This window comes from Providencia sp. PROV122, from assembly GCF_028482365.1.
In the GTDB taxonomy this organism is placed as follows: domain Bacteria; phylum Pseudomonadota; class Gammaproteobacteria; order Enterobacterales; family Enterobacteriaceae; genus Providencia; species Providencia stuartii.
In genome coordinates this window covers 233,599-258,833 of sequence record NZ_JAMPQI010000001.1, presented here as the reverse complement: position 1 = coordinate 258,833, position 25,235 = coordinate 233,599, and the positions used below count along the sequence as shown (strand labels likewise).

20 protein-coding genes and 1 pseudogene are annotated in these 25,235 nt (G+C 41.3%); 4 read left to right on the top strand and 17 right to left on the bottom strand.

Features of this window, described 5'->3' with window-relative positions; genetic code table 11:
• Positions 1–283: 283 nt before the first annotated feature.
• Positions 284–1,684 (top strand): H(+)/Cl(-) exchange transporter ClcA, encoded by a 1,401-nt coding sequence (gene clcA, locus PSE69_RS01140; RefSeq protein ID WP_036941215.1) that lies wholly within the window; start codon positions 284–286, stop codon positions 1,682–1,684.
• 59 nt (positions 1,685–1,743) lie between these two features.
• Here the strand turns inward: clcA and tehB are convergent, their stop codons facing one another.
• The 5 genes from tehB to PSE69_RS01115 form a co-directional block, all read right to left on the bottom strand.
• Positions 1,744–2,631 (bottom strand): SAM-dependent methyltransferase TehB, encoded by an 888-nt coding sequence (gene tehB, locus PSE69_RS01135; RefSeq protein WP_004922049.1) that lies wholly within the window; start codon positions 2,629–2,631, stop codon positions 1,744–1,746.
• A gap of 113 nt (positions 2,632–2,744) precedes the next feature.
• Positions 2,745–3,824, bottom strand: coding sequence for a linear amide C-N hydrolase (locus PSE69_RS01130; protein ID WP_004922053.1), 1,080 nt, complete (start codon positions 3,822–3,824; stop codon positions 2,745–2,747).
• A 349-nt stretch (positions 3,825–4,173) separates the two neighbouring features.
• Positions 4,174–4,983, bottom strand: a complete 810-nt coding sequence (locus PSE69_RS01125; protein WP_004922055.1) for a hypothetical protein — start codon at positions 4,981–4,983, stop codon at positions 4,174–4,176.
• 208 nt (positions 4,984–5,191) lie between these two features.
• Complete coding sequence (locus tag PSE69_RS01120; RefSeq protein ID WP_014656434.1) at positions 5,192–5,770, bottom strand: YceI family protein; 579 nt, start codon at positions 5,768–5,770, stop codon at positions 5,192–5,194.
• A gap of 14 nt (positions 5,771–5,784) precedes the next feature.
• Positions 5,785–6,342 carry a cytochrome b gene (locus PSE69_RS01115; RefSeq protein ID WP_004922061.1) on the bottom strand — a complete coding sequence of 186 codons (558 nt, stop codon included), beginning with the start codon at positions 6,340–6,342 and terminating at the stop codon, positions 5,785–5,787.
• A 406-nt stretch (positions 6,343–6,748) separates the two neighbouring features.
• Between PSE69_RS01115 and PSE69_RS01110 the strand changes: the two genes are divergently transcribed.
• The gene (locus tag PSE69_RS01110; RefSeq protein ID WP_121875137.1) at positions 6,749–7,387 is read left to right on the top strand and encodes a glutathione S-transferase family protein; all 639 of its coding nucleotides are present in this window, start codon (positions 6,749–6,751) and stop codon (positions 7,385–7,387) included.
• A gap of 127 nt (positions 7,388–7,514) precedes the next feature.
• Here the strand turns inward: PSE69_RS01110 and PSE69_RS01105 are convergent, their stop codons facing one another.
• A complete protein-coding gene (locus PSE69_RS01105) occupies positions 7,515–8,132 on the bottom strand; it encodes a malonate decarboxylase holo-ACP synthase (protein ID WP_004922067.1) in 618 nt (205 codons plus the stop codon).
• Between the two features lie 207 nt (positions 8,133–8,339).
• Here PSE69_RS01105 and PSE69_RS01100 point away from each other — a divergent pair, with 207 nt between their 5' ends.
• Positions 8,340–9,308: an FUSC family protein gene (locus tag PSE69_RS01100; protein WP_004922072.1), complete on the top strand. Its 969-nt coding sequence runs from the start codon at positions 8,340–8,342 to the stop codon at positions 9,306–9,308.
• A 213-nt stretch (positions 9,309–9,521) separates the two neighbouring features.
• Positions 9,522–10,163: an NAD(P)-dependent oxidoreductase gene (locus PSE69_RS01095; RefSeq protein WP_014656436.1), complete on the top strand. Its 642-nt coding sequence runs from the start codon at positions 9,522–9,524 to the stop codon at positions 10,161–10,163.
• A gap of 55 nt (positions 10,164–10,218) precedes the next feature.
• On the opposite strand, the gene PSE69_RS01090 is transcribed toward PSE69_RS01095, so the two are convergent.
• The 11 genes and pseudogenes from PSE69_RS01090 to iolD all read right to left on the bottom strand — a co-directional run bounded on the left by PSE69_RS01090 (position 10,219) and on the right by iolD (position 25,229).
• Complete coding sequence (locus tag PSE69_RS01090) at positions 10,219–11,331, bottom strand: class II histone deacetylase (protein ID WP_014656437.1); 1,113 nt, start codon at positions 11,329–11,331, stop codon at positions 10,219–10,221.
• A gap of 290 nt (positions 11,332–11,621) precedes the next feature.
• A complete protein-coding gene (iolB, locus tag PSE69_RS01085) occupies positions 11,622–12,455 on the bottom strand; it encodes a 5-deoxy-glucuronate isomerase (RefSeq protein ID WP_004922083.1) in 834 nt (277 codons plus the stop codon).
• 143 nt (positions 12,456–12,598) lie between these two features.
• Positions 12,599–13,492 carry a myo-inosose-2 dehydratase gene (iolE, locus tag PSE69_RS01080; RefSeq protein WP_004922086.1) on the bottom strand — a complete coding sequence of 298 codons (894 nt, stop codon included), beginning with the start codon at positions 13,490–13,492 and terminating at the stop codon, positions 12,599–12,601.
• A gap of 32 nt (positions 13,493–13,524) precedes the next feature.
• Complete coding sequence (locus tag PSE69_RS01075; RefSeq protein WP_272674906.1) at positions 13,525–15,429, bottom strand: bifunctional 5-dehydro-2-deoxygluconokinase/5-dehydro-2-deoxyphosphogluconate aldolase; 1,905 nt, start codon at positions 15,427–15,429, stop codon at positions 13,525–13,527.
• 20 nt (positions 15,430–15,449) lie between these two features.
• Positions 15,450–16,584: pseudogene (locus tag PSE69_RS01070) on the bottom strand (Gfo/Idh/MocA family protein).
• Between the two features lie 276 nt (positions 16,585–16,860).
• Positions 16,861–17,565: a 3'-5' exonuclease gene (locus PSE69_RS01065; protein ID WP_004922098.1), complete on the bottom strand. Its 705-nt coding sequence runs from the start codon at positions 17,563–17,565 to the stop codon at positions 16,861–16,863.
• Positions 17,562–17,828, bottom strand: coding sequence for a putative nucleotidyltransferase substrate binding domain-containing protein (locus PSE69_RS01060; RefSeq protein ID WP_272674905.1), 267 nt, complete (start codon positions 17,826–17,828; stop codon positions 17,562–17,564). The genes PSE69_RS01065 and PSE69_RS01060 overlap by 4 nt, the downstream gene beginning before the upstream one ends.
• Positions 17,829–17,854: 26 nt before the next feature.
• On the bottom strand, positions 17,855–19,435 hold the full coding sequence (locus tag PSE69_RS01055; protein WP_272674904.1) for a DUF294 nucleotidyltransferase-like domain-containing protein: 1,581 nt from the start codon (positions 19,433–19,435) through the stop codon (positions 17,855–17,857).
• A gap of 16 nt (positions 19,436–19,451) precedes the next feature.
• Complete coding sequence (locus PSE69_RS01050; RefSeq protein ID WP_004922104.1) at positions 19,452–21,140, bottom strand: solute:sodium symporter family transporter; 1,689 nt, start codon at positions 21,138–21,140, stop codon at positions 19,452–19,454.
• 120 nt (positions 21,141–21,260) lie between these two features.
• Positions 21,261–22,247, bottom strand: coding sequence for an inositol 2-dehydrogenase (gene iolG / locus PSE69_RS01045; RefSeq protein ID WP_004922108.1), 987 nt, complete (start codon positions 22,245–22,247; stop codon positions 21,261–21,263).
• Between the two features lie 1,044 nt (positions 22,248–23,291).
• A complete protein-coding gene (gene iolD, locus PSE69_RS01040) occupies positions 23,292–25,229 on the bottom strand; it encodes a 3D-(3,5/4)-trihydroxycyclohexane-1,2-dione acylhydrolase (decyclizing) (RefSeq protein WP_121875136.1) in 1,938 nt (645 codons plus the stop codon).
• Positions 25,230–25,235: the final 6 nt, after the last annotated feature.

The following is a 25,235-nucleotide window of genomic DNA, read 5'->3' as shown; positions in this document are numbered from 1 at the left end:
TAACAAATCTAATAAACTTTAGCGCATATCCCTTATTATTTACTTAAACTAGCTTACTTTATACAGATATTATAAATGATTACACATTTATGACTTATTAATTTCACTTTAATTAAATAATGTCATATTCCAATAATTAAAAAAAGTAAAGCCTTACGTTTTATTTGCTTTGTTTATTAAATAAAATACCTGACAATAAAATTGTGGTATGGTTTGACATACTGCTTGTCATACTAAAATTACAATAAGTTGCTATACATCACTAATAGAGAGTCATAAAAAGATGTCTGAACAAAGTTCAATGAGTCAATCCGCAATGAAATATCGTTTCGGAATACTCAGACGATTAAAAGAATCTAATAAGACCCCATTTGGCATATTGCTTTTATCCGCGGTCATTGGTGCATTTGTTGGCTTGGTGGGAACCTTATTTGAACTAGGCACAACATGGGTGAGCAACTATCGAAGCAGTTCTGTTAATGAACTTATTACCGACAAATGGCTACTTATTCCTGCTATGTTTGCAGTATCTGCAATATTAGCGATGATAGGCTATTATCTCGTCAAGAAAATCTCACCAGAGTCAGGGGGATCAGGGATACCTGAAATTGAAGGCGCATTACAAGACCTACGCCCTGTACGATGGTGGCGCGTTATCCCCGTTAAATTTTTTGGTGGATTAGGTGCATTAGGCTCTGGAATGGTGCTAGGCCGCGAAGGCCCAACAGTACAGCTCGGCGCCAATATCAGCCAAATGTTTTATGATATTTTTCGTATTAAAGATAATGAATCACGTCATACGTTATTAGCTGCGGGTGCAGCAGCGGGGCTATCAACGGCGTTCAATGCCCCACTGGCAGGTATCTTATTTATTATTGAAGAGATGCGTCCACAGTTTAAATATAGCTTAATATCCATAAAAGCAGTGTTTATTGGTTCAATTACCTCTACCATTGTCTACCAATTAATCAGTGGTCAAGCCGCCATCTTAAATATTGGACAATTTTCATCTGCTCCCTTAAATACATTATGGCTTTATTTAATTTTAGGAATGCTATTTGGGGTGATTGGTATTTGCTTTAACCGCTTTTTGCTTTATCTACAAACGAAATTCCTCGCATTTTATCAAAATAAAGTTTCTCGTTTTGTATTAATGGGAGGCCTAATCGGTGGATGCTGTGGTGCTATTGGTGTTTATACTCCTGAAGTTGTTGGAGGCGGTTTTTCTGTGATCCACCAAATGGTAGCAGGAAGTTTTACTGTATCGGTCTTAATACTGTTTTTTGCCCTACGCTTCCTCACATCCACTATCAGCTTTAGCTCTGGTGCCCCCGGTGGTATTTTCTCTCCACTACTCGCTTTAGGTACGCTTTTCGGGGGCATTTACGGTTACTGCGTGTTAGAGCTTTTTCCGGATTACCACATTGAAGTGGGCACTTTTGCTATTGCGGGTATGGGCGCTTTATTTGCCGCGACAGTCAGAGCGCCGCTAACGGGGTTAGTGTTAGTACTCGAAATGACCAGTAACTACCAACTTATTTTACCTATGATTATTACCTGTCTAGGCGCGACCATGGTAGCGCAATTTTTAGGTGGTAGACCACTTTACTCGGTTTTATTAGAAAGAACATTGCAAAGAAGTGCGCAAGAAAAATCAGCAGAGCAAACCAAAGCGGCGAGCTAAGCTTAATCAACCAGCGGGATGTTTTACGCATCCCGCAATTGTCTTAACCTAATCAAACACTACCGCTTTTTGGCAATTAATGTCGCGAAATTAAGTTTTATACGGTTACCTTGCGCATCCGTTCTATGCAGATGACCAGGATTTTCATTATATTTTAAAATCTCCCAGTCTTTGTAATATTCATGCAACTCCCCTGCTTTGAGGAAGCATTTGAATGGGATCAAATCTAAAGGAGCATCTGGCGTTTCAGCAGCACATACGATCACATTAATACCACCCGGTAATGTGTGTGCTTGCATGTTAGCAATAACATCCGCAATACGTTCACGCTGCAAAAACATTAATACAACGGTAGAGATGATTAAATCATAATCGTCTTTGATTTGATGGCTATTAATATCATAAATCGCAGTTTTAATATTTTCTATACCAGCTTGTTTTTTGACAAATTCAATGGCCTGAATATGTTGTGGGTTAATATCTACCGCTGTCACGTCATAACCTTGCAATGCAAGATAGAAGCTATTGCGTCCACGTCCTGATCCTAAATCTAACGTTTTACATGGCTGAGACAGGTTATTTTCACACAAAAATCTCACTTCCGAATGTGGGATAGTTAAGCCATATTCTTTATAGAATTTGATATCGGGATGACATAAAAAGGAGAGTTGGCACTGCATATCATCGCTGCAATCCGAAATTCGATGCCAAACTTGAGGCTCAATAATCGGTGGTTGGTTATTAATATCAAATGTAAATTTTTGCTCGCTACCGTCTTCTGAAAAAATAACAAAATCGAGTGTTCCTTTTAGTACTCGAAGTTGTGCATAGGTATCTTCTTTCGTGTTATGGCGCTCTTGAAACATCAGAGGAAGAGAGGCTTTATCCCACACAGGCATAGTCTTATAACAAACTAACTCGCTCATATCATCACCTTTAAGTTGCATATTAAATACATCTTATAACTTTATTAATCGACCTGCAAAGGTTTCATAAGATGATGTTTGGTAGCTTGATCAGAATCAACCTTCTGGAAAACCAGAAGGTTGATAGCGGAAGATTAATAACCCAGTTGTTTTGCTGATAAACCTAAAAACTCAAAAGGCTCACTCTCTACATACTCATTGGTCGCATCGCCAGAAAAAATATGACTCTGCTCAGCACCGAGGGTCAGTTTTTTCACCTTGCCCGTTTCAGCAGAGAAATCAATCTTCTTAAGGTTAGTCCAAAAGATATTTGGGGTTAGAGCGGATTCGAAGAAATAGAGTTGACGTTTATGATCAACTAGAGTCCGCCAGCGAGTCGAGGAAATTTCAGGTGAGTTTTCTGTGGTTAATCCATAAGGAACAGACACATTACGAATAACGCCGAACACACTGGCAACGGCTTTATTTGGTGTTGTCTGTTGTGGGATAGCATTAATATAAAATTGTGCACGTGCAAACCGATCCGCTGAGCGGTTTGTGCCCGGCAACATAACCGTACCACCTATTCCTTGCCAATATTCTTGCATAGCTAATTGCTTTTCATAAATAGGTGAATTTGTCATGACTTGATATTGGCGACTGTGGTGGATAACTTGCTTACCATTAATGTATTCAACAATCGCACTATCACCACTCGCATCTGACAATGATAAATGCAAAGTGGCTAAACGGTCTTGCCCGGGTACGTTATCGGTCATAACCAATAACGGTGTTTTCTCTAATGCTTCTACTGCTTCAGCCACCGTTGCAAAGTTATCAAGCATATATTGGGCCCACAATGAGATAGAGAGCGCTGGCTGCTTATCATTCGCTGGTGGGTATTGTGATTCTGCAAGCCATAATAAATTAGCCACTAAACCTTTTTCATTCACCCCATCGGTCGTTGAAATATCATAGCCTGATGCAATCACACTACCATATTTTGACGTCCATTTTAGGGAGTTAGGCCCAGCGATACCCTCTCTCTTCATTCCTCGCGGAAATATCCATAAATTAGTCCCAATATCATATTTCCAGTCCATCGTTCTCGCGGTCATGGTTTGCTGATCTTCACCTAAATACACGACGCGCGTACATGCTTGAGTGACAACTGAGGGAACATAAACTGCGGCCGCGGTGAGTAGTGCAACCATGCTTTTCTTAACAAACGACATCTGACCTCCTAGAAACAAAGAGTTACCGCCAATAGACTTTACACATCGTCAAACAGTGATGGACTGAATAAATAAAATGTATCAACTTGGCTCAATTAACATGTTCATATTCATCATAAAATTGAAAATATAATTTGATGATAAAAGTATAGAAGAATTATGAGCTATGCACAGGACGAATCAACCTTTTGAAACATTCAATAACAATTAAAGGCTATTTAGCTTCAAAAAATACATTCATTAATGTGAGGATATATTCGACTTTGTCTATTAAACCGTCATATTTGGCAGGGAAATAACATGATGAAGCAATATCCCATCATTTTAAGATGGGATATTGCGTCACTGATTATTGATTCGTGCCAGCGAATAGAGAGCGTAAAAAGGCCGCTTTTTTCTGGCTATCTGGCATCGCCAAAATGTGATCGTAAAAACTCATTGTAATACGGCAAGTGACGGCCGGTTGCTGCTTAGCTTTTTCTAAATCCCCTAGTAATGAGGTTTTCTTACCATATTTTGCAGTTAATTTAGCCTGAATATTCGTCAGAATTGTGTTTTTTTCTTCATTCGACAATGTCGGCTGTTTAACGCCAGCTTCACTGGAAATCAGTAATTCATTGGTTGCCTCTAATTGTTTAAGGAGGACCGAATGACTTTTTTGTGGTGGCATAATCGCCGCTGAATCACGCAAATATGGGAACAGTGAATAGAAACAGGTTTTTCCTGACGGGTCTGCTTCCAACAGCACATTTAAATAATCGTTCACTTTGCTGGTAAAATTAATGATGGATTCATCCGAAGCATAAGGGATACGTTCAGTCACGAGCTTCATGACACTACCCACTATCTGATCAAACATATGTCGGCTCAGTAGTTCATTAGAAGGATCGTAATCACGAACAATATTTTCTATGGCTTGATAAACATCAGGATTGATTTTTTTTATCGTTTTAATAACCGGCATATCTTTTTCGATATCAGATAATGCCTCTATCTGAGCAACGCTTAATGGTGCCTCTAAAGAGCTTGATTGAACTTCAGCCTCTGCTTGTGTTGATAATGTATTGTTATCTTTGCCCAACCAATAAAAACCGAGTGCAAACGCGATAAAAATAACAACAACAATCAGTGCTGTTTTACGTGAATTATTTGTCTCCAAGAGCCTATACCTTTATAACAATGCCTGACTAATAAATCGCCTCAACTGACTTATCCTAAATAAGCACTTACGATCAAGCCATTTGATTTTTAATGTATTCTACCCTGTTACAAAGTCATTAAGCTATAGGAAAAAAGGAAATTAAAAATCCAAATATATTGCCCCCAATGCGCGGGTCGCATTGAGGGCATTTTAGGCTAAAGAATCATTACTTCTCTTGCACGCCTTCAACTGAAATTAACAACTCAACTTCTTGAGATTTAGGACCTAAGTCTGATTTGATGTTAAAATCTTTCAGTTTAATATTCCCTTGTGCTTCAAAACCAGCACGGTATCCACCCCAAGGGTCTTTACCTTCACCCATCAATTTAGCATCTAAAGTGATAGGTTTAGTGACACCATTGAGTGTGAAATCACCTGTAATTTTGTAATTTTCACCCTCTTTTTTCACGTCAGTAGAGACAAATTTCGCTTCTGGGTACTTCGCCGCATTCAAGAAATCGCCACTACGTAGGTGCTTATCACGTTCAGCATGGTTAGTATCGATGCTACCCGTTTTAATTGTCACCTCGACTTTGTCTTTTGCAGGATCTTTTGCATCGTAGGTAAAGCTACCATCAAAGTCTTTAAAGCTGCCATAAACCCAGCTATAACCCAAATGTTGGATACGGAATTCGATAAATGCGTGTTGACCTTGCTTATCAAATTTATAGGTTTCAGCTAATGCAGAACCTGCTGTTAAAAATAATGCTCCAGTTGCCAGACCAAGAACCGTTTTCTTAAACATATCTTTCTCCACGTTTATTTATCGGGATTAAAACCCAACATTCTTTTTAAAGTAATATCACCATCAAAGAAGTGATGTTTAAATGCTGCAAAGGCATGTAAAAGTGATAGCAAAACAACTGCCCAAGCAAGATAAAGATGAATATCCCCTGCTGTATCTGCTTGTGTTGCTGCACCAGTAAATAAAGCGGGTACTTCAAACCAACCAAAAACACTAATGGGTTGGCCATCAGCAGTTGAGATTAAATAACCACTGATCAAAATACTAAATAAAATCACATAAATTAATATTTGTGCGATCGCTGAACTTATTTTGGTTAAACGACTATAACTCTCAAGCGGTTTAGGTGACGGAGAAATAAACCGCCAAATCACACGAAATGCCATAACAATAAATAATAAAATACCTATACTTTTATGAATTTCGGGTGCTTGATGATACCAACTATCATAGTAACCAAGGGTCACCATCCATAAACCCAGTGCGAACATTCCATATACAACAATCGCAACTAACCAATGTATGAGCAGTGATATATGCCCATAACGAGTGGCACTATTTTTCCATTGCATGATAAATAGCCTTATAAATTAAAAGGTAATCATTTGTTTTAATAACCTGCCGTAATCATAAGGGGATTTTTAAATTATTCCTATCCCTAACTTAAACAAATATTTTGTTGAACATATTCAAATACTATCAACATTATCGTTTTTTCAATAAATTTCAATTTGTCTAGTGCCAATCATTTAATGTAAATAAAATTATCTTCAGTTTATGTAAATAAAAGAAACCATTTATTTTTATTACTCTTATTGCAACTATAATTTTCGTTATAACTTATATAAAAAAAATATAACCTAATTTTGTATTCTGTCTAATAAATCGTTGTCATTGTCCATAAAACACTTAAATTAAATGGGCTTGTTAGCCACTATCTTCCCTCTCATTATTCTACCGATATAGGGTGGTCATACTATGTACAAACTTTGGATTGCTAATAAAAATTACTCTTCGTGGTCACTACGCCCTTGGGTTTTGCTCAAAACGCTCGGTATCCCTTTCGATGAAAACCTCTGTTATTTTGAAACTGGTAGAGGGAAAAGTAGCCACGATAAGTTTAAAAATTTCTCGCCCACTGGTCTTGTTCCTTGCTTAGTCGATGGGAAGCAAACGATCTGGGATTCGCTGGCGATTTGTGAGTATCTCTATGAAGCGTTCCCTCAAGTATGGCCTGCTGATAAACAAGCACGTGCATGGGCTCGCTGCGCTAGTGCAGAAATGCACTCTGGATTCACGGCGCTTCGCCAAACATGCCCGATGAATCTGACTCACCAAGCTCCATTAGAAAAACTTTCTCGAGAATTACAAGCCGACCTTAATCGGCTTCAACAGTTATGGCAAGAAGGCTTTACGACCTTTGGTGGATCATGGCTAGCAGGAAATCAATTTACGGCGGTGGATGCTTTTTACGCCCCTGTCGCCTTTAGGATCCGTAGTTATCAACTGCCTATGAGTAATGCCGCTCAACAATGGGTTGACCGCATGCTAGCGTTACCGGCAATGCAGGAATGGTATCGAGCAGGGCTTGAAGAGCCAAGCGTTGAACATATCTAATACGATTGGGCTGTTTGCAGCCCAACTTAACCGATTGTTTATAAAAAAATCATCTGTACGAGCATCAAAACTAATTTTTGTTCAATATGGCTAAATCGCCCGCAAATATCGGTTGTAACACCATCAATTACAGGTTTTCATCCCATGGATCTGCTGTCATGACATCGCCATTCGGCGTATGAAGCGTAACTTTTTCGTTTTTAAACCATTCTGCCAAAGAGAAACCACCTTTTGGTGTCTCAACATGTATATCAATGCGGCATAAAGGCGTATTCGCTTTAATGGCAAACTCCGCAAAGTCTTCTTTTTTGTGGCGCGTAGGGCAACGGATCAAAACATCCAAATCACAATCTGCGAGCATACTTTGAATATCGGTCACTAATGTATAGGCACAGCTCCCTGTCACCGCCCATTTCCATGGCCAATTATGCTGTGAAAGTAATAATAATACTTGTACTGGCGGTAATGCGATAAACATAGAGCGCTGTAATTCTCGTGAGTTAGAAACGAGAGACTCTACATTCATAATATGAGTAATTGCTGACTTATCTATTTGAGTAATAACACGCTGTCCCGGTTTGATCCCTCGAATACCCACTGAAAGTTTATTTTCATCCGTTGCTTCTCGGCGCACGACCAATGGCAATTGCTTATTCCATTGAGAAATAACCCATTCCGGCAGTGATTCCACGGGTAAATCATCAAGGCTGCTGATCCAGACAAAATCATGGGGATTCACTTGCATTACAGATTCCTTATTTTAATTCTAATGACATGCTCTTAGATTATTATGCAATTTTTAGATGGCAAAAAATACCGTTAGATGGAATTTGGCATTTTGTGTCTATTTTCATTCTAATTGATTGAGTACAGACCTTTGGCTGATATTTATGATATTATAAATTTACTTTAATAAATAATAACTTACACTGCAATTTGTGAGCATCTTTTTATGAGGAAAATACCAGCGATTAATGACGGTCTTATGTTTAGTGGCTGTATGCTATTAAGTGCAGCAGTTGCTTTCGCCATTATGGATGTGCAAGCTTCTATGTGGGCCGCTTTCTCAACACTATATGCCTTTAACCTTTTTAACGCCGCTAAAGAGTATAAAAACTATTTCTATACGGCTTTTTGGTTAGCCATGATCATGCTCGCCATTTTTATTGGGGATACCTTACGGTTAGGCACCAGCTTTTATGTTTACCTAGCTATTTTCTCTTTTATTTATTATCAACTCTATGGAACCGATCCCGTTATGGATTTGACGATGAAATTTATGATTATCATGTCAACCATTGGAACGGTTCTACCGGATATATCAAAGAGCCTTGCACTGGGTTTTTTAATTGGGAGCAGCGTCACCCTAATGACCTGTTACCTGCTAAGTAAGAAGATGCATCGCCATATTATCCTTACTGGTAGCCTCGTCGAACAAAATTTATTTACGCTACGCAAATACATTATTCCTCGGTCGATGACTTATGCTATTGGTTTATCACTTTCGTTAGCGATCCCTCGGATGTTGGAGCTCGGCCATTTTTATTGGACGCTACTGACATTTGTGTTTGTTCTACATCCAAAATCACAAAGTATTATTCATATAACGCTACAACGTGTTGCGGGTAGTTTGCTCTCGGTTATTTTACTTTATTTTTTATTCAATACCCCTTTGATGCCTTATATTGGTCTTACCGCTATTGTGGTTTTTGCCTTTTTAATGCCGATGAGTTTCCATCATGGTTATACTTTTATGACCTTTATCGTGACAAGTTTGATCCTTTCCGTGCTTGAACAGGTCATCTATTGGCGACACCCTGCCTATGTACTGCTATTTGATAGGGTATTGGAAACGGCATTAGGTGGCGTTATTGCCATTATCACAAGTATCATCTTAAAACTGTTTAGGGATGCCAAATAACAACCTGTCTAGCTAAGATGCCCTGAGTGTTCAGGGCGTTTCCATTATTTCCCCCGAAAACTGCGCGTAATGTTCAGTAAATGGTTAAGGGAATACCACTATACTTCTCCACATTGAGATATACTCAAATAGAGCGATGTAGGAAATCTGATCCAATTGCAGCTATAAAATTTAACTATAGCTTAATGTTATTAATAACTTGCGGGGAAAATGATGAAAATATCGATTATTGGAGCGACGGGTTTCGTCGGCAAGGTTCTCGTGAATGAAGCCTTATTTCGCCAACATCAAGTGACAGCCATTTCTCGCCATAGTAACCAACTACAGCAACATGCTCATTTAGTCACCGCTTCAGGGGATGTTACTGATATTGCTTGGCTAACAGCACGCCTTAAAGGGCAGGATATTGTAATCAGTGCTTTTAATGGCGGCTGGCAAAACCCAAACCTATATCAAGATACAGTGACAGGCAATCAGGCTATTTTACAGGCCGTCAAACAGTCTGGCGTTAAACGCTTTATTGTCGTAGGGGGTGCTGGGAGTCTTGAAATCGCTCCTGGAGTAGAATTAATCGATTCTCCTGACTTCCCTGCCGAAATCAAACCGGGAGCGCAAGCGGTCAGAGAGTTCAAACAACAACTGCAAAACACCCCCGAGCTAGATTGGACATTTGTCTCTCCTGCCGCGGTGTTAGAATCAGGTGAGCGCACACAAACATTTCGGCTTGCAGGCAACCAATTATTGATGAACGGTAACGTTCCTGCCAAAATTTCAGTTGAAGATCTTGCGGTTGCCATTCTTGATGAAGCAGAAAAGCCGCAATTTATTCGCAAACAATTTACAGCTGCTTATTAAAAAGCAGGGTTTGCTCCTGACTCACATCACGAGGAGCAAACCTAAACTTATTTGGTTATAAGCCAAATTTCTTTTTCAGCTTATCCAGTAACTGTTGCTGAAAATGTTCAAACTCCGCTCTTGGTTGCTGTAACCTAATAAAATCCAATAAGGGGTCAGCCACTTCGGTACGTACACCGCTCATCTCTTCTATAACAGCAAGTCCACAGAAAGGCACATACGCCTCTGAATATCCACCTTCATGAACGATAACTAACTTACCGTCACACAAGCTATCCGCGGCATTCATCACAAGACGAGTCATGTCACGAAAACTCTCACTATGCAGTTGCATTCTGGCTAATGGATCCATGGCATTCGCATCATAACCACTCGCCACAATAATCAATTCAGGCTTAAAACGTGCCAATGCAGGGATCACTATCTGCTCCATCGCATAGATGTAACTGTTGTGCCCTGCTCCCGCGAGTAGCGGAATATTTATGTTATACCCTGTACCATCTCCACCACCAATATCATCTTCCCCACTGTACCCAGGAGGAAAACAACCATCTTGGTGTATTGAAATGGTTAAAACATCTGAGCGATCCCAAAAAATATGTTGAGTTCCATTGCCATGGTGAACATCCCAATCAATGACAGCGATACGCTCAATATTAAATAGTGTCTTAGCGCGTTCGATCGCTAATGGGATATTCGCAAGGAAACAAAATCCCATCGATTCATCCGGTAAACAGTGGTGACCCGGCGGGCGTGAAAGACTATAAGCATTGTCCAATTCGCCTTTAAGTACTGCCTCTACAGCAGCACAAGCCAATCCTACAGATAATTTAGCAATCTCATAGCTTCCAGGGCCTAATGGTGCTTCTTTGCCCAACAGCCCTCCCCCATTATCACTCACTTGTTTAAAACGGGTTAAATATTCTTGAGGATGTATTTTAAGTAATGTCTCTTCAGTTGCAGGCTCAGCGGAAGATAAAATCAGAGAGCGGCTTAAACCAGAAACATCCATTAGGCTTTTCAGCCGCCTTTTCGTTTCCGGTGATTCCGCATGTGAAGCTCCAGCGGGAGGCTGTACCCAGCCGCCAACGGGTAACGTTGTGGCATGTAAGCCAGTACTATGCCAAAAACAATGTTCATCGAAGAAAAAACCTGTTTTACGCTTCATTGACACCTCACTCATCATGTTTTTTGTTTACACAAAATTAACACAATGGAAACACACAAACAGGTTAATATATTAATAATGTGACTGATATTACAATTCAATTTTTCACATTTATACTGTTTATTACTGGCAATAATGGCATCACAAACTTATTAATATCATAATAAACAAAAAAGCCGGTAATAAATTACCGGCAAACAATAGATAACAGATTTTGGTTTTGGTACGTACTCTACAACCTCGGCTGTTTCTCACTAATTCAAGAAACAACCGTCTGTGAGTATTAATAACTACTTTTCATCACGATGTTTAGCGGCATACGTTTCACTATTGATCCAACTATGGTCTTTTTCCCACGTAAAGAGCCACTTACGTGTCGGGCCAGCCATTACATTTAAGTAATAGTTATCGTAACCCGCCATTGTTGCCATTGGATGGTAGCCTTTAGGCACCATGACGACGTCCTTATTATATACCGCCATGCACTCGTCTAATTCACGGTCATCCGTGTAAACACGCTGCATACAAAAACCCTGAGATGGATTCAGACGGTGGTAATAGGTTTCTTCCAAATAAGTTTCTGCGGGTTCATTATCGGTATCATGCTTGTGACTTGGGTAAGAGCTTGTGCACCCTTCATCAGTAAAGACTTCAACCACCAGTAAGCTATCTGCTGATTTATTATCAGGTAGAATGTTATGAACATAACGCTTGTTATTACCATGACCACGCTGCTCAGCATCAATGTCTTCTGGCCCTATCAAGCGTGTCGGATACGTGCCTTTACCTTTTGCTTGGCATACTGCTAGCTCTAGCGCCGTTTCTGCTTTCACCTCAACCGCTTCTTGTGCTGTCACATAAACTGCATACGGTTTTTTGCGCTCAAAAGGATCCATACGGTCGCCGATATTTTCGAATGTTTGCCCCGGCGTTTTCACCGTTGCTTTACCTGCAACCAACACTAGACAAACTTCATTCTCAGATGCCGGCAAGGAAATAGATTCACCTTGTTTGAGTTCATACACATCAAAGTGCACATATCCCCAGTTGGCGATTTCAGGCGTAATATGCTGAGTACGCTTATGCGCATCTGGAGAATGATACTTTGATAATAATTTAGACATATCGCTTACCTCGGCCTCTAAAAAATACTTTAAGCTGTGGAAGCTCAGTTACCCGAATCATCGATATCACTCGACTCATCGGGCTAACTTCACTCTTCAATTATTAGCAACTCAAATAATTGAGATTTGCTATCCATGGTCATTTAGATAAGACCTGCATCTTTCGCGAATTTATGCAGATTCTTATAGCCCATTGTCGCATAAGTCAGCGGATGAGCGATGGCAGGATCTTGCTCCGCTTCAACCACTAACCAGCCATTTTCATACTGGCTATTTTTCAATACTTTAAATACCGCTGGATAATCAACACAACCATCACCAGGAACCGTAAAGACACCCGCTAAAACAGCATTTAAGAAGCTGGTTTTACGGTTTTTCACGTCTTTTAGCACATCAGGGCGAATATCTTTACAGTGAACGTGGTTGATGCGTTTAGCCCAACGTTTCGCAACCTCGACAGGATCTGCTCCGGCAAACGTTAAGTGGCCTGTATCAAGCAGTAAACCAACTTCATCACCGGTGTGTTTCATCAGGTTATCAACATCTTCCGCTGATTCGATCACGGTTCCCATATGATGGTGATACGCGATTTGTACGCCTTGAGATAAGGTATATTTAGCGAATTCGGTTAATTTTTTACCGTATTCTTCCCATTTATCCGCAGGGAACAAAGGACGCATATGGACAGGTTTGTCTTGGTCGCCATGAATACAGTGAGTGACTTCCGCGAACACCATCACTTTTGCGCCCAAATCGCGTAATAACGCTAAGTGGCCTTGCACTGCTTCAATTTCTTCTTCTACGCTGCGAGTCAGTAGTTCGCCTGAATACCAACCTGAAACTAATTTAAGATCATGCTTTTCTAAAATTGGCCCTAAAATTTCGGCTTTACGTGGAAATTTATTGCCTAATTCAAAACCGGCAAACCCCGCCTGACGACCTTCAGTTAAACATGTTTCTAAAGGCGTTTCTGCGCCCAATGTTGGTAAATCATCATTGGTCCATGTCAAAGGGTTAATTCCGAGTTGGATTGCCATGATGAAGCTCCTGTGTATAGGTAAGAGTAAAATTATTTACGCTGACGCCATAAGGCGATCAGGTTGTGATAATTAGATTTAATGGTCTGCACTAACGCGTCATCATCCAGTTCACCTTTCATCCATGCGAGAGAAGGTTTACCAAATAAGGTGCGACCTACTGCAAACCCTTTTACAATCGATTTCCCAGCAGCAGCATTGAAACCCGCTTCTAGCTCTGATTGTGGCGCATCAAGACCCAGTAACACGACACCACGGCAGTAAGGGTCTCGCTCTTGGATCAATCTATCCACTTCATCCCAATTCTCGGCTTTCAATGGCGGCAGTTTCCACCAATCTGGCTTGATACCAAGGTTATAGAAGCGTTTGATGGCTCTGAGGTATAGTTCGTCATTACGTTCCATATCAGCCGGTAGAATAACTTCAAGCAGTAGTTCATGGCCGGATTGGCAACAAGCGCTATAGACCTCTTGTACCGTTTTTTCCTGCTCAAGGCGTAGTGGATGGTTATCTTCTGGGTGGAAGAAAACTAAGCACTTCACAATATGCTCTTTTGGCCAACTGACTAGCTGTGAGCCAATATTACCGTGCTCTAAACACAGTGGTCTTGAAGCCGGTAGTTCAATTGGACGCCCAATCCACCAACCACGTCCCGTCACATCATTTAGCACGTCTTGACCAAATGTACTGTCACACAGTAGCCCCGCTTTACCTTGTAAGTTTGCTTCCTCCGCGACTTCACGGCTGGCACGGAAAATCAATTTTTTCAGATAAGGAATACATGAAACATCAGCTCCCGCCGCGCGAGCCATATCAACGAACTGAATTCGATGATCAAAAGCCATGACACACAGCTCTTCCCACTGTGTTGCACGAGTCGTAACACGATGTAAGTGATTTAACATCGGATCTAAGTCAGGGCGCGGTACAACCGCCGCACGCTCAAGATAGTTATCTAACTCAAGCTGACTTGGCATCGCCGGTGCACAGCCATGACGAGAAACCACCAGCGCGCCACACGCATTGGCATAAGTACAGGCTTTTTCCCAACCTTCCCCATTGAGATAACCGCGAAGTAAGCCCGACATAAAGGCGTCACCTGCTCCCAATACATTCAGGACTTCAACCCGTACCCCTTTGACAGTAATACCTTCATCCAAGGTGTCTGGGATTGCATCAGTAAATACTGAGCATCCAAGTGCACCTCGTTTACACACCAGTTCAGCGCCGGTCAATTGACGAATATTTTTTAGTGCTTGAATGGTGTCGGTAGAGCCACCTGCAATATGGAACTCTTCTTCTGTTCCGACAATCAGATCAAATAACGATAAAACCTCTTGCAGTTGTTCTGTCACTTTGTCCGATTCAATAAAGCGGGTTTCACCATCCCTTAATGAAGTGAGTCCCCAAAGTACTGGACGGTAATCGATATCAATCGCCGTTTTCACCCCGTTGCGTTTCGCGTATTCTAGGGCTTTTAACACTGCTGCTCGGGTTTTAGGGTGTGATAAATGGGTGCCTGTAATCGCCAGACAACGTGCCGATGCAATGTACTCTTCACTAAAGTCATCTGGCGTGATAGCCATATCAGCACAGTTTTCACGGTAGAAGATCAGAGGGAAAGTATCTTCATCTTTGATCCCCAAGATCACTAACCCAGTTAATCGCTCTTTATCCGTAATTAGATGGCTAGTATCACAACCTACCCGCTGTAATTCTTCACGGATAAAACGTCCCATGTGCTCATCACCAACACGCGCCAACATTGATGACTTCAAGCCTTGTATTGCTGTTCCGTACGCAACGTTCCCTGAAGATCCTCCGAGATACTTAGCAAAGCTACTCATATCTTCTAAGCGTGCACCTATCTGCTGTCCGTAAAGGTCAACGGCGATACGGCCCATGCAGATAACATCTAACTTCTTCTGCTTATCCATTAATTACCCCTTGAACAGAATTAATTGATTTCAGTGACTTTAACCCAACGCTGTTCTTCATAAGAACGTGCGATAGCATCGAGAATACGCGACACTTTCCAGCCCTCTTCAAAATCAGGCCACATATTTTCACCGGTCGCGACACCATCAATTAAATCGCGGACTTCAACTGTTTTTTGGTCATTAAACCCAATACCATGCCCTGCGCCATTACAGAAAGGTGCATAGTCAGGATGCTCTGGGCCAACTAAAATTGTTTTAAAACCTTGGCGATTGGAAGGCTCATCATGGCGGTATAGTTTTAGCTCAGCCATTCTCTCTTGGGTGAAGGATAAAGTCCCTTTAGTACCCGTAACCACATAGGTTAACCCCATTTTACGCCCTGCCGCGATCCGTGAAGTTTCGATAACACCCATCGCTCCACTCGCAAAACGTACCATGGCATGGGCCTGATCTTCGTTTTCTACATCGACCATCACTGACGAGCCGGCCTTTTCTGGACGCTGCTTGATGACAATTTCCATATCACCGCATACCGTTTCAATATCACCGACTAAGAATTGCGCCATGTTGACAATATGGGCTGACAAATCACCTAGAGCACCTAAACCGGCTTTTTCTTTAAAGCAGTGCCAATGGATTGGTGCATTAGGATCTGCCATATAATCTTCATTATGAGTGCCGTAGAAATGAATAACTTCTCCAATCTCACCATTAGCGATGATCTCTTTTGCCAATTGTGCCGTTGGGTTTTTCATGTAATTAAAACCCACTAAGGTTTTCACACCAGCTTTCTCAGCGGCAGCCACCATCTCTTTCGCATCGTCAGAGTTGAGGGCTAATGGTTTTTCGCAATAAACATGTTTGCCATGCTTAATTGCTTCCATCGCCATCTCTTTGTGCAAAAAGTTTGGTGAACAAATATCGACCACATCAATGTTTGGATCCGCAACTAATTTTCGCCAATCATCCGTTGAGCGATTAAAGCCCAACTCTTTAGCACGTGCTTCGGCTAATTCAGGCGTGACTTCCGCGATCATTTCGCGAACCAATTTACCTTTTAATGGGAAAACAGTCGGCGCTTGCGCATAAGCCTATTGCGTGAGCACGACCAATATAGCCAGTACCAATCAGACCAATGCGGATTTCTTTCATTCTGTATTCTCCCTTCGTGCAACTCATCATGTGTAGCGCAAGCTAGCCCGATGTCTGTGCCTGATGTTTTTATTTGATACTGACTTTATACGGAATATTTATTTCATTTTCAACAAAACGAGAAATATTAATTTCATTATGTGATCTAGCCTTAATTTTTTGTGTAATTAGTTAATATATAAAGAAATAAAAATAATATTCTTTATATCTAATCTCACGAATGAAATAAAAAAGGGTTAAAAATGAAATGAAAATTTCAAAAAATCATTATAAATACTATTGTGAGCGCTTATAGAGCTGTTTAATAACAGGATGTTGGGAAGGGTAAATCACTTTAGATTGTGCTAAAAAGAGTTCTGCTGTAGCAATAGCATCAGAGAGCGCATTGTGGGCATCATAATCGGGTAGCTGATAACGGCTTCTTAAGGCTGACAGACTAAAATCATTACGATTAATATTCTTATGGCTTAGTAACGTTTTTTCAATGTTAAGCGTATCAAACCAGAGCAAAGGGAGTTCTTTGATATTCAATGCCTTAGAAAGAAAAGCATGTTCTATCGCACTGCCGTGCGCCAAAATACACTTACCTTTTGCTTCATGTAAAAATGATGCAATCGCGTGAGGCAACGATACCCCATCGCTGAGCTGTTCCGGCGTAATGTGGTTAATCACCGCCGTTTCTGCTTTCACCGGTTCGTTATCATTCACATAATAGTGTTGGGCGCTTTTGAGTAGGATTTTGCTATCTGCAATGGTCACCATCCCAATACTTAAAATTCTATCTTTTTCAGGATCTAACCCTGTAGTTTCTAAATCAATCGACAGAATTTGTTGGGTTTTTAATAAACTATCCTCGCTCGGTATCGGTGATTGTAAGGCTGCCTGCAATAGCTTCGGTAGTTGGGGTGAACGCAATAATTTCGCACGGCGACGTGCTAAACGCGCCAATGGCTGGTGGTAACACAGCATTGAACCTATCATTTCATCACACCTTTAGCATGATAACGTTGTTCCGCCGCTTCTTGCGTGCGAGCTATAATACGAAACGCATCTTTCAAATGATTTCGTTCAAATTGCGTGAGCCGCTGAGGCACAATTAAATTCGATAACGCATCTCCGGCTAACAATGCCCTGCGCTGGCAGCCAAATCGCACCTGATTAATAAACAAATAAGCTTCTGTTAACTCTTGGCAAGACGCTGCACTGATAATGCCTGAATCACGCGCCACTTCAAACCGAGTCAAGGTTGATGGCGTAAAAATACCAGCTTCTAATGCGTAAACTCGTGCAAGCTCTCCACTAATAAATTAACGGCTTGCTTTTTAATATTAAAGACACTGTGGTTTTCGCCATTTTTAACCAACACAAACTGCCTAAACATACCTAAAGGTGGATTTATGCGCGTTGAATTAGCGACCAACATTGAAAGTAACCGCTTACTTCCTTTTAAATGTGATTCTGCTGAACGCACCAATGAGTTAAACAGCACTTGGCTACCATAAAGAAACCGAATATCTAAAAAAACTGAAATGTTTAATAAGGCCAGTTGCTCAGGCTCTTTGAGCCACTGTTGATAATAGGTCTGCCACTGTGTTAACGGCTTACACCACTTGGGATTGGTCGCCATAATATGCCCAGGACAGAGAGAATAGCCGCACTCGTCTAAACCATAGCAGACATACTCTGCCAGTTGCCTAAACCAGCCCTCCTCCTCCTTAGTCACTTCACGCGCTAAAATGATCCCATTATCTTGGTCTGAAAGATAATGCATCTCTTGTCGTGCCTGTGAACCTGCGGCAAACCAGCAATAGTCACAGGGAGGCTCTCCTAGCTCTCGTTCCGCCAGCCTTAACAATTGCTTATTAAATGCATCAGCAATTAATGTCATCATTAATTGAATAGTGTGTGATTGAACACCGGATTCAATCAAAGACTCAAACACAGCTTGCCTTTGTACCCCAAGCATTTTTAATTCAGCAAGGCTCTCTTGGCGATAAATGCGGCTAATCAAATACACCGCTTGCATGCTGTTTTTCTGCACTAAGCTCGTTGCAGTTAAAACACCAGTGATACGGTGGTTTGTCATCACTGGCAAGCTACGAATGTTATGCTGCATCATCAATTCAATGGCATTAATGATAGGAGCATTGGCTGCAATGGTGATTGGGTTTTCAGTCATCACTTTGCTGACGGGGGTTTTAATATCCAGCCCTAAAGCCACAACCCGCTTCGTCAGATCACGATCGGTAATGATCCCGAGTAATGTCTCTCCATCCATGACTAATGCCGATGAACGGTGCTTTCGCACCATCTCTTGAGCTGCATCTTGAACACTTGTGCCGGGTGTAATCACGACGATATTGCCATTTTCAATGGAGGAGACTGGATTTAAGTACAACAGGCTATCTTCTGTGAGGTTATCGATTTTGGGCCGTGATGCTAATCGCTGCCCTTCCTCACAAGCAAAATGATGGCGAACCGCTTGGTTTTGTTCCATCGCTAACAACAACGAGTCGCGAGGGATGCAATAAAGCAATGTGTTTTCTATAGCGATCACTTGGTATTCACCGGGGGATTCTGGGGTTTTGTTTAACACACTGAACCCAAAAACATCCCCAGACCCCAGCCTTGCTCTTAAGGAGCCATCCTCATAACGTTGTTCCACCGCTCCCGTTCTTACCAGATATAAACCTTGACCAGCAATTTGGTGCGGCTTCAACACTTCCCGTTGAGTCAAATAGATAATTTCAACGCTATTTACTAATTGGTCTAGCTGCATATCATCTAAGCGATCAAATGGGTCACGCTGTGAGATAAACTGCTTAACCATCGGGATAAGTGATGGCTCCATAATACGTCACTCTCCTTTATGCATTAACCGACTGAGTTTTACCCACTAACCACGCCTTTGAGAATTTATAAATAATAAAGGTTAAAAGGATAGCGGCAAAAATATAGTAACCAATCATGACATAGCTTGGTGCACCTTGAGCCAAATAGACATACATTGAGATAGCGCCTAGTACAATCAAGCAAGCAACAGGAGTCGCAAAACGCCATGGTGAGATATCAACCTGTTCAGTATAAACATCTTCATAAGGTTTACCCGGGAAGAAGTAACCAATAGTCAGCATAAAGAGGATATTTGCGACAAACAAAATGCCCACTAAATGGAAGAAGTGGATATCTAGATCCAAAATAAAGTTACAAATGATGTAAGCAGACATACCAAACAATAAACCTAATTTTGCAGCAATGGCAGGAACACGCTTAGTCATCAAACCAACTAACACCACACTTAAAATAGGTGCGTTAAAGATACCTTGTAATTGTTGAATTAAATAGAATAGGCCATCAGGAGCATTAGCAACCAAAGGAGCAATAATCATGGTTGCCAGCGCTAAAGCGATCCCCAAATATTTACCGACTTTAACCGTCTGAGCTTCTGTCGCATTCTTATTGATACGATCTTTATAAATATTAACCGTAAATAAAGTGACCGAAGAGTTCAAACCACCACTAAATGTTGAGAAAACTGCACCAACCACCACCGCGGCAAAGAATCCAACTAAGAATTCAGGTAGAACCATGTGTACTAAGACGGGATAAGCGTTATCTGGATTATCAATTTCGCCATTAAGAATATGGAATGCAATAATACCCGGTAAAATAATGATTGATGGGATGATCAACTTAAAGAACGCGCAGAGCATCACCCCTTTTTGCCCTTCCGCTAAGTTTTTAGCACCCAATGATTTTTGGACAATTGACTGGTTAGTACACCAGAAAAACATATTTGAAACAATTAACCCTGTAAATAGAGTCGAGAATGGTACGAGTGAGTCTTCATCACCAATGGAGTTAAATTTCTCTGGATGTGATTGATAGACTTCAGTTAATCCAGCCCAAGCGTTGCCATCTCCCACATAAATCAGGGCAAATATTGTCACTAATAGACCGCCAATAATCAAACCTGCGCCGTTCACAGTATCTGCAATCGCGATCGCCTTAATACCACCAAAAATGGCGTAAATAGCGCCTAAACCACCAACTCCCCATACCATAATCCACAGGGCGGTTGTTTTATCGACATTAAAAACATGTGAAACTTGGAATAAGCTTTCAAGAGCAATAGCTCCCGTATATAACACAATAGGTAGCAATGAAATCACATACATTGCGAGGAATAAAATAGAGGTAATTAATAAGGTGTTTTTATCAAAACGGCGCTCTAAATATTCCGGAATAGTCGAAATACCTAATTTAAGATATTTCGGTAAAAAATAAATAGCGAATAACACAATGGTTAATGCCGCCATAACTTCCCAAGCCATTACAATAAAACCGGTTCGGAAAGATAAACCATTTAGTCCCACAAGGTGTTCAGTAGATAAATTCATCAGTAGCATAGAGCCACCGATATACAGGCCAGTCATGGAACGGCCACCCAAAAAATAGCCCTCGGCAGACGAGGTCAAATGTGCATTTCGGGTTTTATAATAAGCAATCCCAGCAACCAATAAGGTAAAGCCGATAAATGAAAGTAGAGCCAGCATTAGTACCCCCAAGCCTTTCTATTTATAATTAGCGCATAAATTTATGTAAGGTGACTGATAAAGCGGGAATGGCATTTCCCGCTTTTTATTTAGTAATCGGTAAACAAGAGGTATTTAAAACTAAAGTTGAATTTCTTTGCCTGTTTTTAGTGATTCAAGGGCTTTGTCTGCTAAGTAAAGCGCCAATTCACCATCTGTACCTGTTGTCTCTGATTCAGCACGGCCTGCAAGGATATCGACAAAATGCTCCCATTCTGCTTTATACGCTTCGTGGTAACGCTGCAAAAAGAAGAATTCAGGTTTTGCGGATAAGCAACCAACGTCACTTAAAAACTCAACGCTGTTTTCTTTGATATTCCCTGCTGTTAACAACCCTTTTTCACCATGTAATTCGATACGTTGGTCATAGCCATAACCTGAACGACGGCTATTAGAGATGGTTGCCATGGCTCCTGATGGAAATTTCAAAATAATAAACGCGGTATCAATATCCCCTGCTTGCCCTATTGCAGGATCAACGACATTGCTACCTTGTGCATAGACTGAGCATGGGTTTTCGCCAATCATAAAGCGAGCCATATCAAAGTCATGAATTGTCATATCTCTGAACATACCACCGGAAACCTTAACGTATTCCGCTGGTGGAGGTGATGGATCCCGTGATGTAATAATTAAAGATTCAGCTTTACCAATTGCGCCTTGTTCGAATAAATTTTTCAGGTGGCGAAATTGTGGGTCATAGCGGCGGTTGAAGCCAATAAAGAGAGGTACATTGTGCTCTTTAACGCTTTTTAAGCACGCTTTAACACGCTCAAGATCTAAGTGCACCGGCTTTTCACAAAAAATCACTTTCTTATTTTTTGCAGCAAGTTCAATTAAATCTGCGTGAGTATCCGTTGCAGAAGCAATCAGAACGCCATGAACATTTGGGTCCTGCATCGCTTCTTCTGTAGATTGAACTTTCGCTTGGTACTTCTCAGCCAATGCTTGCGCATTAGGTTGGTAAGGGTCAATCACAGAGTAAAGTGTAGTTTCTTTGTGGCCGGCAATATTGACAGCATGAACCTGCCCGATACGTCCTGCGCCAAATAGTGCTATATTGAACATTGAAATGCTCCTTGAGGCGATAAATCCACTATTAGGATATGATGAAATATAACAAATAAAACATTCATTTCAATTTATAATTAATTGAAAATTATGTTTTTGAGGACTAGATAACAATTGCTATAATAAAGTGGATTTTTAGTGTTATTCTGATCACAAAATAACAATGTAAACTCAATCAATTAGCCTTTAGAGCATGCCGATAGTCACAATTAGAGTAAGGTTAATAACGGGAGATATTCAACTTAACGGATATTTTAGAATATTCATTTCATTAATTATCATTTCGTCACAGCGACTCCTTTTATTTTGACTGCCTTTTTCCTGATAAAATGAAAGAGTCGACGTGAGTTCCCCCGCTAAAACCATAAATATGGCACAAGATAAGCTCCCAGCGAACTGAACGACCAACGATCAAAGGAACAGCTTTAAGATGTGAAGTGAAAGGAGTTACGCCACTTTATGCCAAAAAAACGACTTTTCGACTTTGAATTGTTGTTGCCATTTCACCAACGAGTACTTCATACCTTCACCAAAATGCGTTTTTTCTCGCACTCGGTAAAACGAGTTAACACTTGCCGTGATACATCAACCTAAATCATATTGCTTTCCCGACAATCTTCGACAATGCCCAGCCCTATTAGAGAAACATTGAGGTGTCTCTTCTTCGCTGATTGATGGTATTTTTTTTCATCAATCTCACTTAGTCTTTGCCGACGCTCATCATTTTATTAAATCGCTTTTAACCTTCAATGCCCAAAATGGACAAACAAAAAACCCAGCTTTCGCTGGGTAAAAAGAAATAACCTAATGACGTCAACCACTTTAATCGTCAAATAACAACCACTGCATCCATGCAAACTTCCCGATAAATAACCTGATCTTGTCTGATTAGAGCTCATCACCGCTCTCAATATTTCAATGTGCCGATTGGCTAAGGCGGATTATTTCCCCTTATTAAACAAGCATATTTCAACTTATTTTGAGCGATGCAAAGAGATGGCTAAAGCATTTAGCCCATTACCCTCCCTACAGAGTAATGATTTAGTACTGCCGTACTCGGTTAGCAACCATGTCTTTGATTTTGTCTGCTGCGGCAACCACTTCCGGTTTCTTCGCGACCTGCGCTGTTCCGGTACGCCACCACGCTTCATAACCGTTAGTCATCGTTTTAGGGAGTACTTTGATATCAATTAATACACAACCTGAATGCGATTTAGCATCCTCAATTGCGGCGATCAATTGAGCTTCATCATGTACGCGATAACTCTTACACCCATAACTTTCGGCATTTTTAGCAAAATCAACTTTAACTAATGGACCATCCATTTGCCCTGTTTGTGGGTTACGATGACGGTTTTCCGTTCCGAAACTCCCCATGCCTTGACTCATTTGCAGATTATTAATACAACCAAAACCTGCGTTATCGAATAACAGAATGGTGATCTTCACGTTTTCTTGGATAGCCGTTTGTAACTCACTGTGTAGCATCAAATAGGAGCCATCACCGACCATCGCATAAACAGGTTGTTCCGAGGCTGCTATTTTTGCGCCAATGGCAGCAGCAATTTCATACCCCATACATGAATAACCATATTCCAAATGATAAGTATCAGGATGCTTAGGTAACCAAATACGCTGTAAGTCTCCCGGCAATGACCCTGCTGCACCAACAACGATGGCATCATCTTCCATATGGCGCTGCATTAGCCCCAAGACGCGAGTCTGTGCCAACTCTGTACCAAGCGCTTCACGATACTCCTCTAATTTATCATCAAGGTGACCCGCTATTTCTGGCACAAAATTCAATGGGCTATATTGAATCGAGAATAATCTATCTAACTCAGATTGCCACTGTTGCTTAGCTTGTTGAATACGCTCACCCCACTGTGCTTGATAGCCAGTACCTTGTAATAAAGCATCCAGTGCCGTTAGCCCTTCTTTTGCATCTGCAATAATTTTTAAGGCATCGAGCTTATAGGCATCAAACTCAGCAACGTTAATATTCAAAAACTGTACATCAGGGTGACTAAACAGCGACTTTGATGCGGTAGTAAAGTCAGTGAAACGTGTTCCCACACCAATCACTAAGTCGGCTTCTTTTGCTAGTAGGTTCGCGGCTAGGCCGCCTGTTGTACCAATCCCCCCCACATTTAAAGGGTGGCTTGCCACAATGGCACTTTTACCTGCTTGAGTTTCGCCAAATGGGATTGCATAGTGCTCCGCGAAAGTACGGAAAGCATCATGCGCTTCGGAATAACGTACCCCACCACCGCAGACTAACAGTGGCTTTTTCTTGCTACGAATTAAACTGACCGCTTCTTCTAAACTCACGGTTGTCGCTGGACGACGTTCAATGCGATGAACACGTTTAGCAAAGAAATAGTCCGGATAATCCCAAGCTTCACCTTGAACATCTTGTGGCAAGCAGATTGTTACCGCTCCCGTATCTGCCGGGTCGGTTAAGACACGCATGGCATTGATCATCGCTGACATCAATTGCTCTGGACGAGATACCCGATCCCAATAACGCGAAACAGGCCGGAAACAATCATTCGTACTGATCGTGCCATCACCATATTGCTCAACTTGCTGTAATACTGGATCAGGCTGACGTGTTGCGAAAGTATCACCTGGCAGCAATAAAAGAGGGATGCGATTCGCGGTCGCTGTCGCAGCCGCCGTCACCATATTTGCTGCCCCCGGTCCAACAGAGGATGTCACTGCACAAATTTGCTTGCGTTTTTTCTGTTTCGCAAACCCTGTAGCAATATGCGCCATCCCTTGTTCATTGCATCCTTGATAAACTTGCAGGTGCCCAGGCGCTTCTTCTAGCGCCTGCCCTAAACCTACTACGTTACCATGGCCGAAGATGGTAAATACTCCCTGAATAAACGGATACTGCTCGCCATCAACCTCAACATATTGTTGGTTAAGAAACTTAACTAATGCCTGAGCTGTGGTCATTGTCTGCTTATTCATATGGGG

Bases quoted from the DNA above. Each gene is read 5' to 3' on its own strand.
- clcA (WP_036941215.1), top strand. From the start codon at position 284: ATGTCTGAACAAAGTTCAATGAGTCAATCCGCAATGAAATATCGTTTC.
- tehB (WP_004922049.1), bottom strand. From the start codon at position 2,631: ATGCAACTTAAAGGTGATGATATGAGCGAGTTAGTTTGTTATAAGACT.
- PSE69_RS01130 (WP_004922053.1), bottom strand. From the start codon at position 3,824: ATGTCGTTTGTTAAGAAAAGCATGGTTGCACTACTCACCGCGGCCGCA.
- PSE69_RS01120 (WP_014656434.1), bottom strand. From the start codon at position 5,770: ATGTTTAAGAAAACGGTTCTTGGTCTGGCAACTGGAGCATTATTTTTA.
- PSE69_RS01115 (WP_004922061.1), bottom strand. From the start codon at position 6,342: ATGCAATGGAAAAATAGTGCCACTCGTTATGGGCATATATCACTGCTC.
- PSE69_RS01110 (WP_121875137.1), top strand. From the start codon at position 6,749: ATGTACAAACTTTGGATTGCTAATAAAAATTACTCTTCGTGGTCACTA.
- PSE69_RS01105 (WP_004922067.1), bottom strand. From the start codon at position 8,132: ATGCAAGTGAATCCCCATGATTTTGTCTGGATCAGCAGCCTTGATGAT.
- PSE69_RS01100 (WP_004922072.1), top strand. From the start codon at position 8,340: ATGAGGAAAATACCAGCGATTAATGACGGTCTTATGTTTAGTGGCTGT.
- PSE69_RS01095 (WP_014656436.1), top strand. From the start codon at position 9,522: ATGAAAATATCGATTATTGGAGCGACGGGTTTCGTCGGCAAGGTTCTC.
- PSE69_RS01090 (WP_014656437.1), bottom strand. From the start codon at position 11,331: ATGAAGCGTAAAACAGGTTTTTTCTTCGATGAACATTGTTTTTGGCAT.
- iolB (WP_004922083.1), bottom strand. From the start codon at position 12,455: ATGTCTAAATTATTATCAAAGTATCATTCTCCAGATGCGCATAAGCGT.
- iolE (WP_004922086.1), bottom strand. From the start codon at position 13,492: ATGGCAATCCAACTCGGAATTAACCCTTTGACATGGACCAATGATGAT.
- PSE69_RS01075 (WP_272674906.1), bottom strand. From the start codon at position 15,429: ATGGATAAGCAGAAGAAGTTAGATGTTATCTGCATGGGCCGTATCGCC.
- PSE69_RS01065 (WP_004922098.1), bottom strand. From the start codon at position 17,565: ATGATAGGTTCAATGCTGTGTTACCACCAGCCATTGGCGCGTTTAGCA.
- PSE69_RS01055 (WP_272674904.1), bottom strand. From the start codon at position 19,435: ATGGAGCCATCACTTATCCCGATGGTTAAGCAGTTTATCTCACAGCGT.
- PSE69_RS01050 (WP_004922104.1), bottom strand. From the start codon at position 21,140: ATGCTGGCTCTACTTTCATTTATCGGCTTTACCTTATTGGTTGCTGGG.
- iolG (WP_004922108.1), bottom strand. From the start codon at position 22,247: ATGTTCAATATAGCACTATTTGGCGCAGGACGTATCGGGCAGGTTCAT.
- iolD (WP_121875136.1), bottom strand. From the start codon at position 25,229: ATGAATAAGCAGACAATGACCACAGCTCAGGCATTAGTTAAGTTTCTT.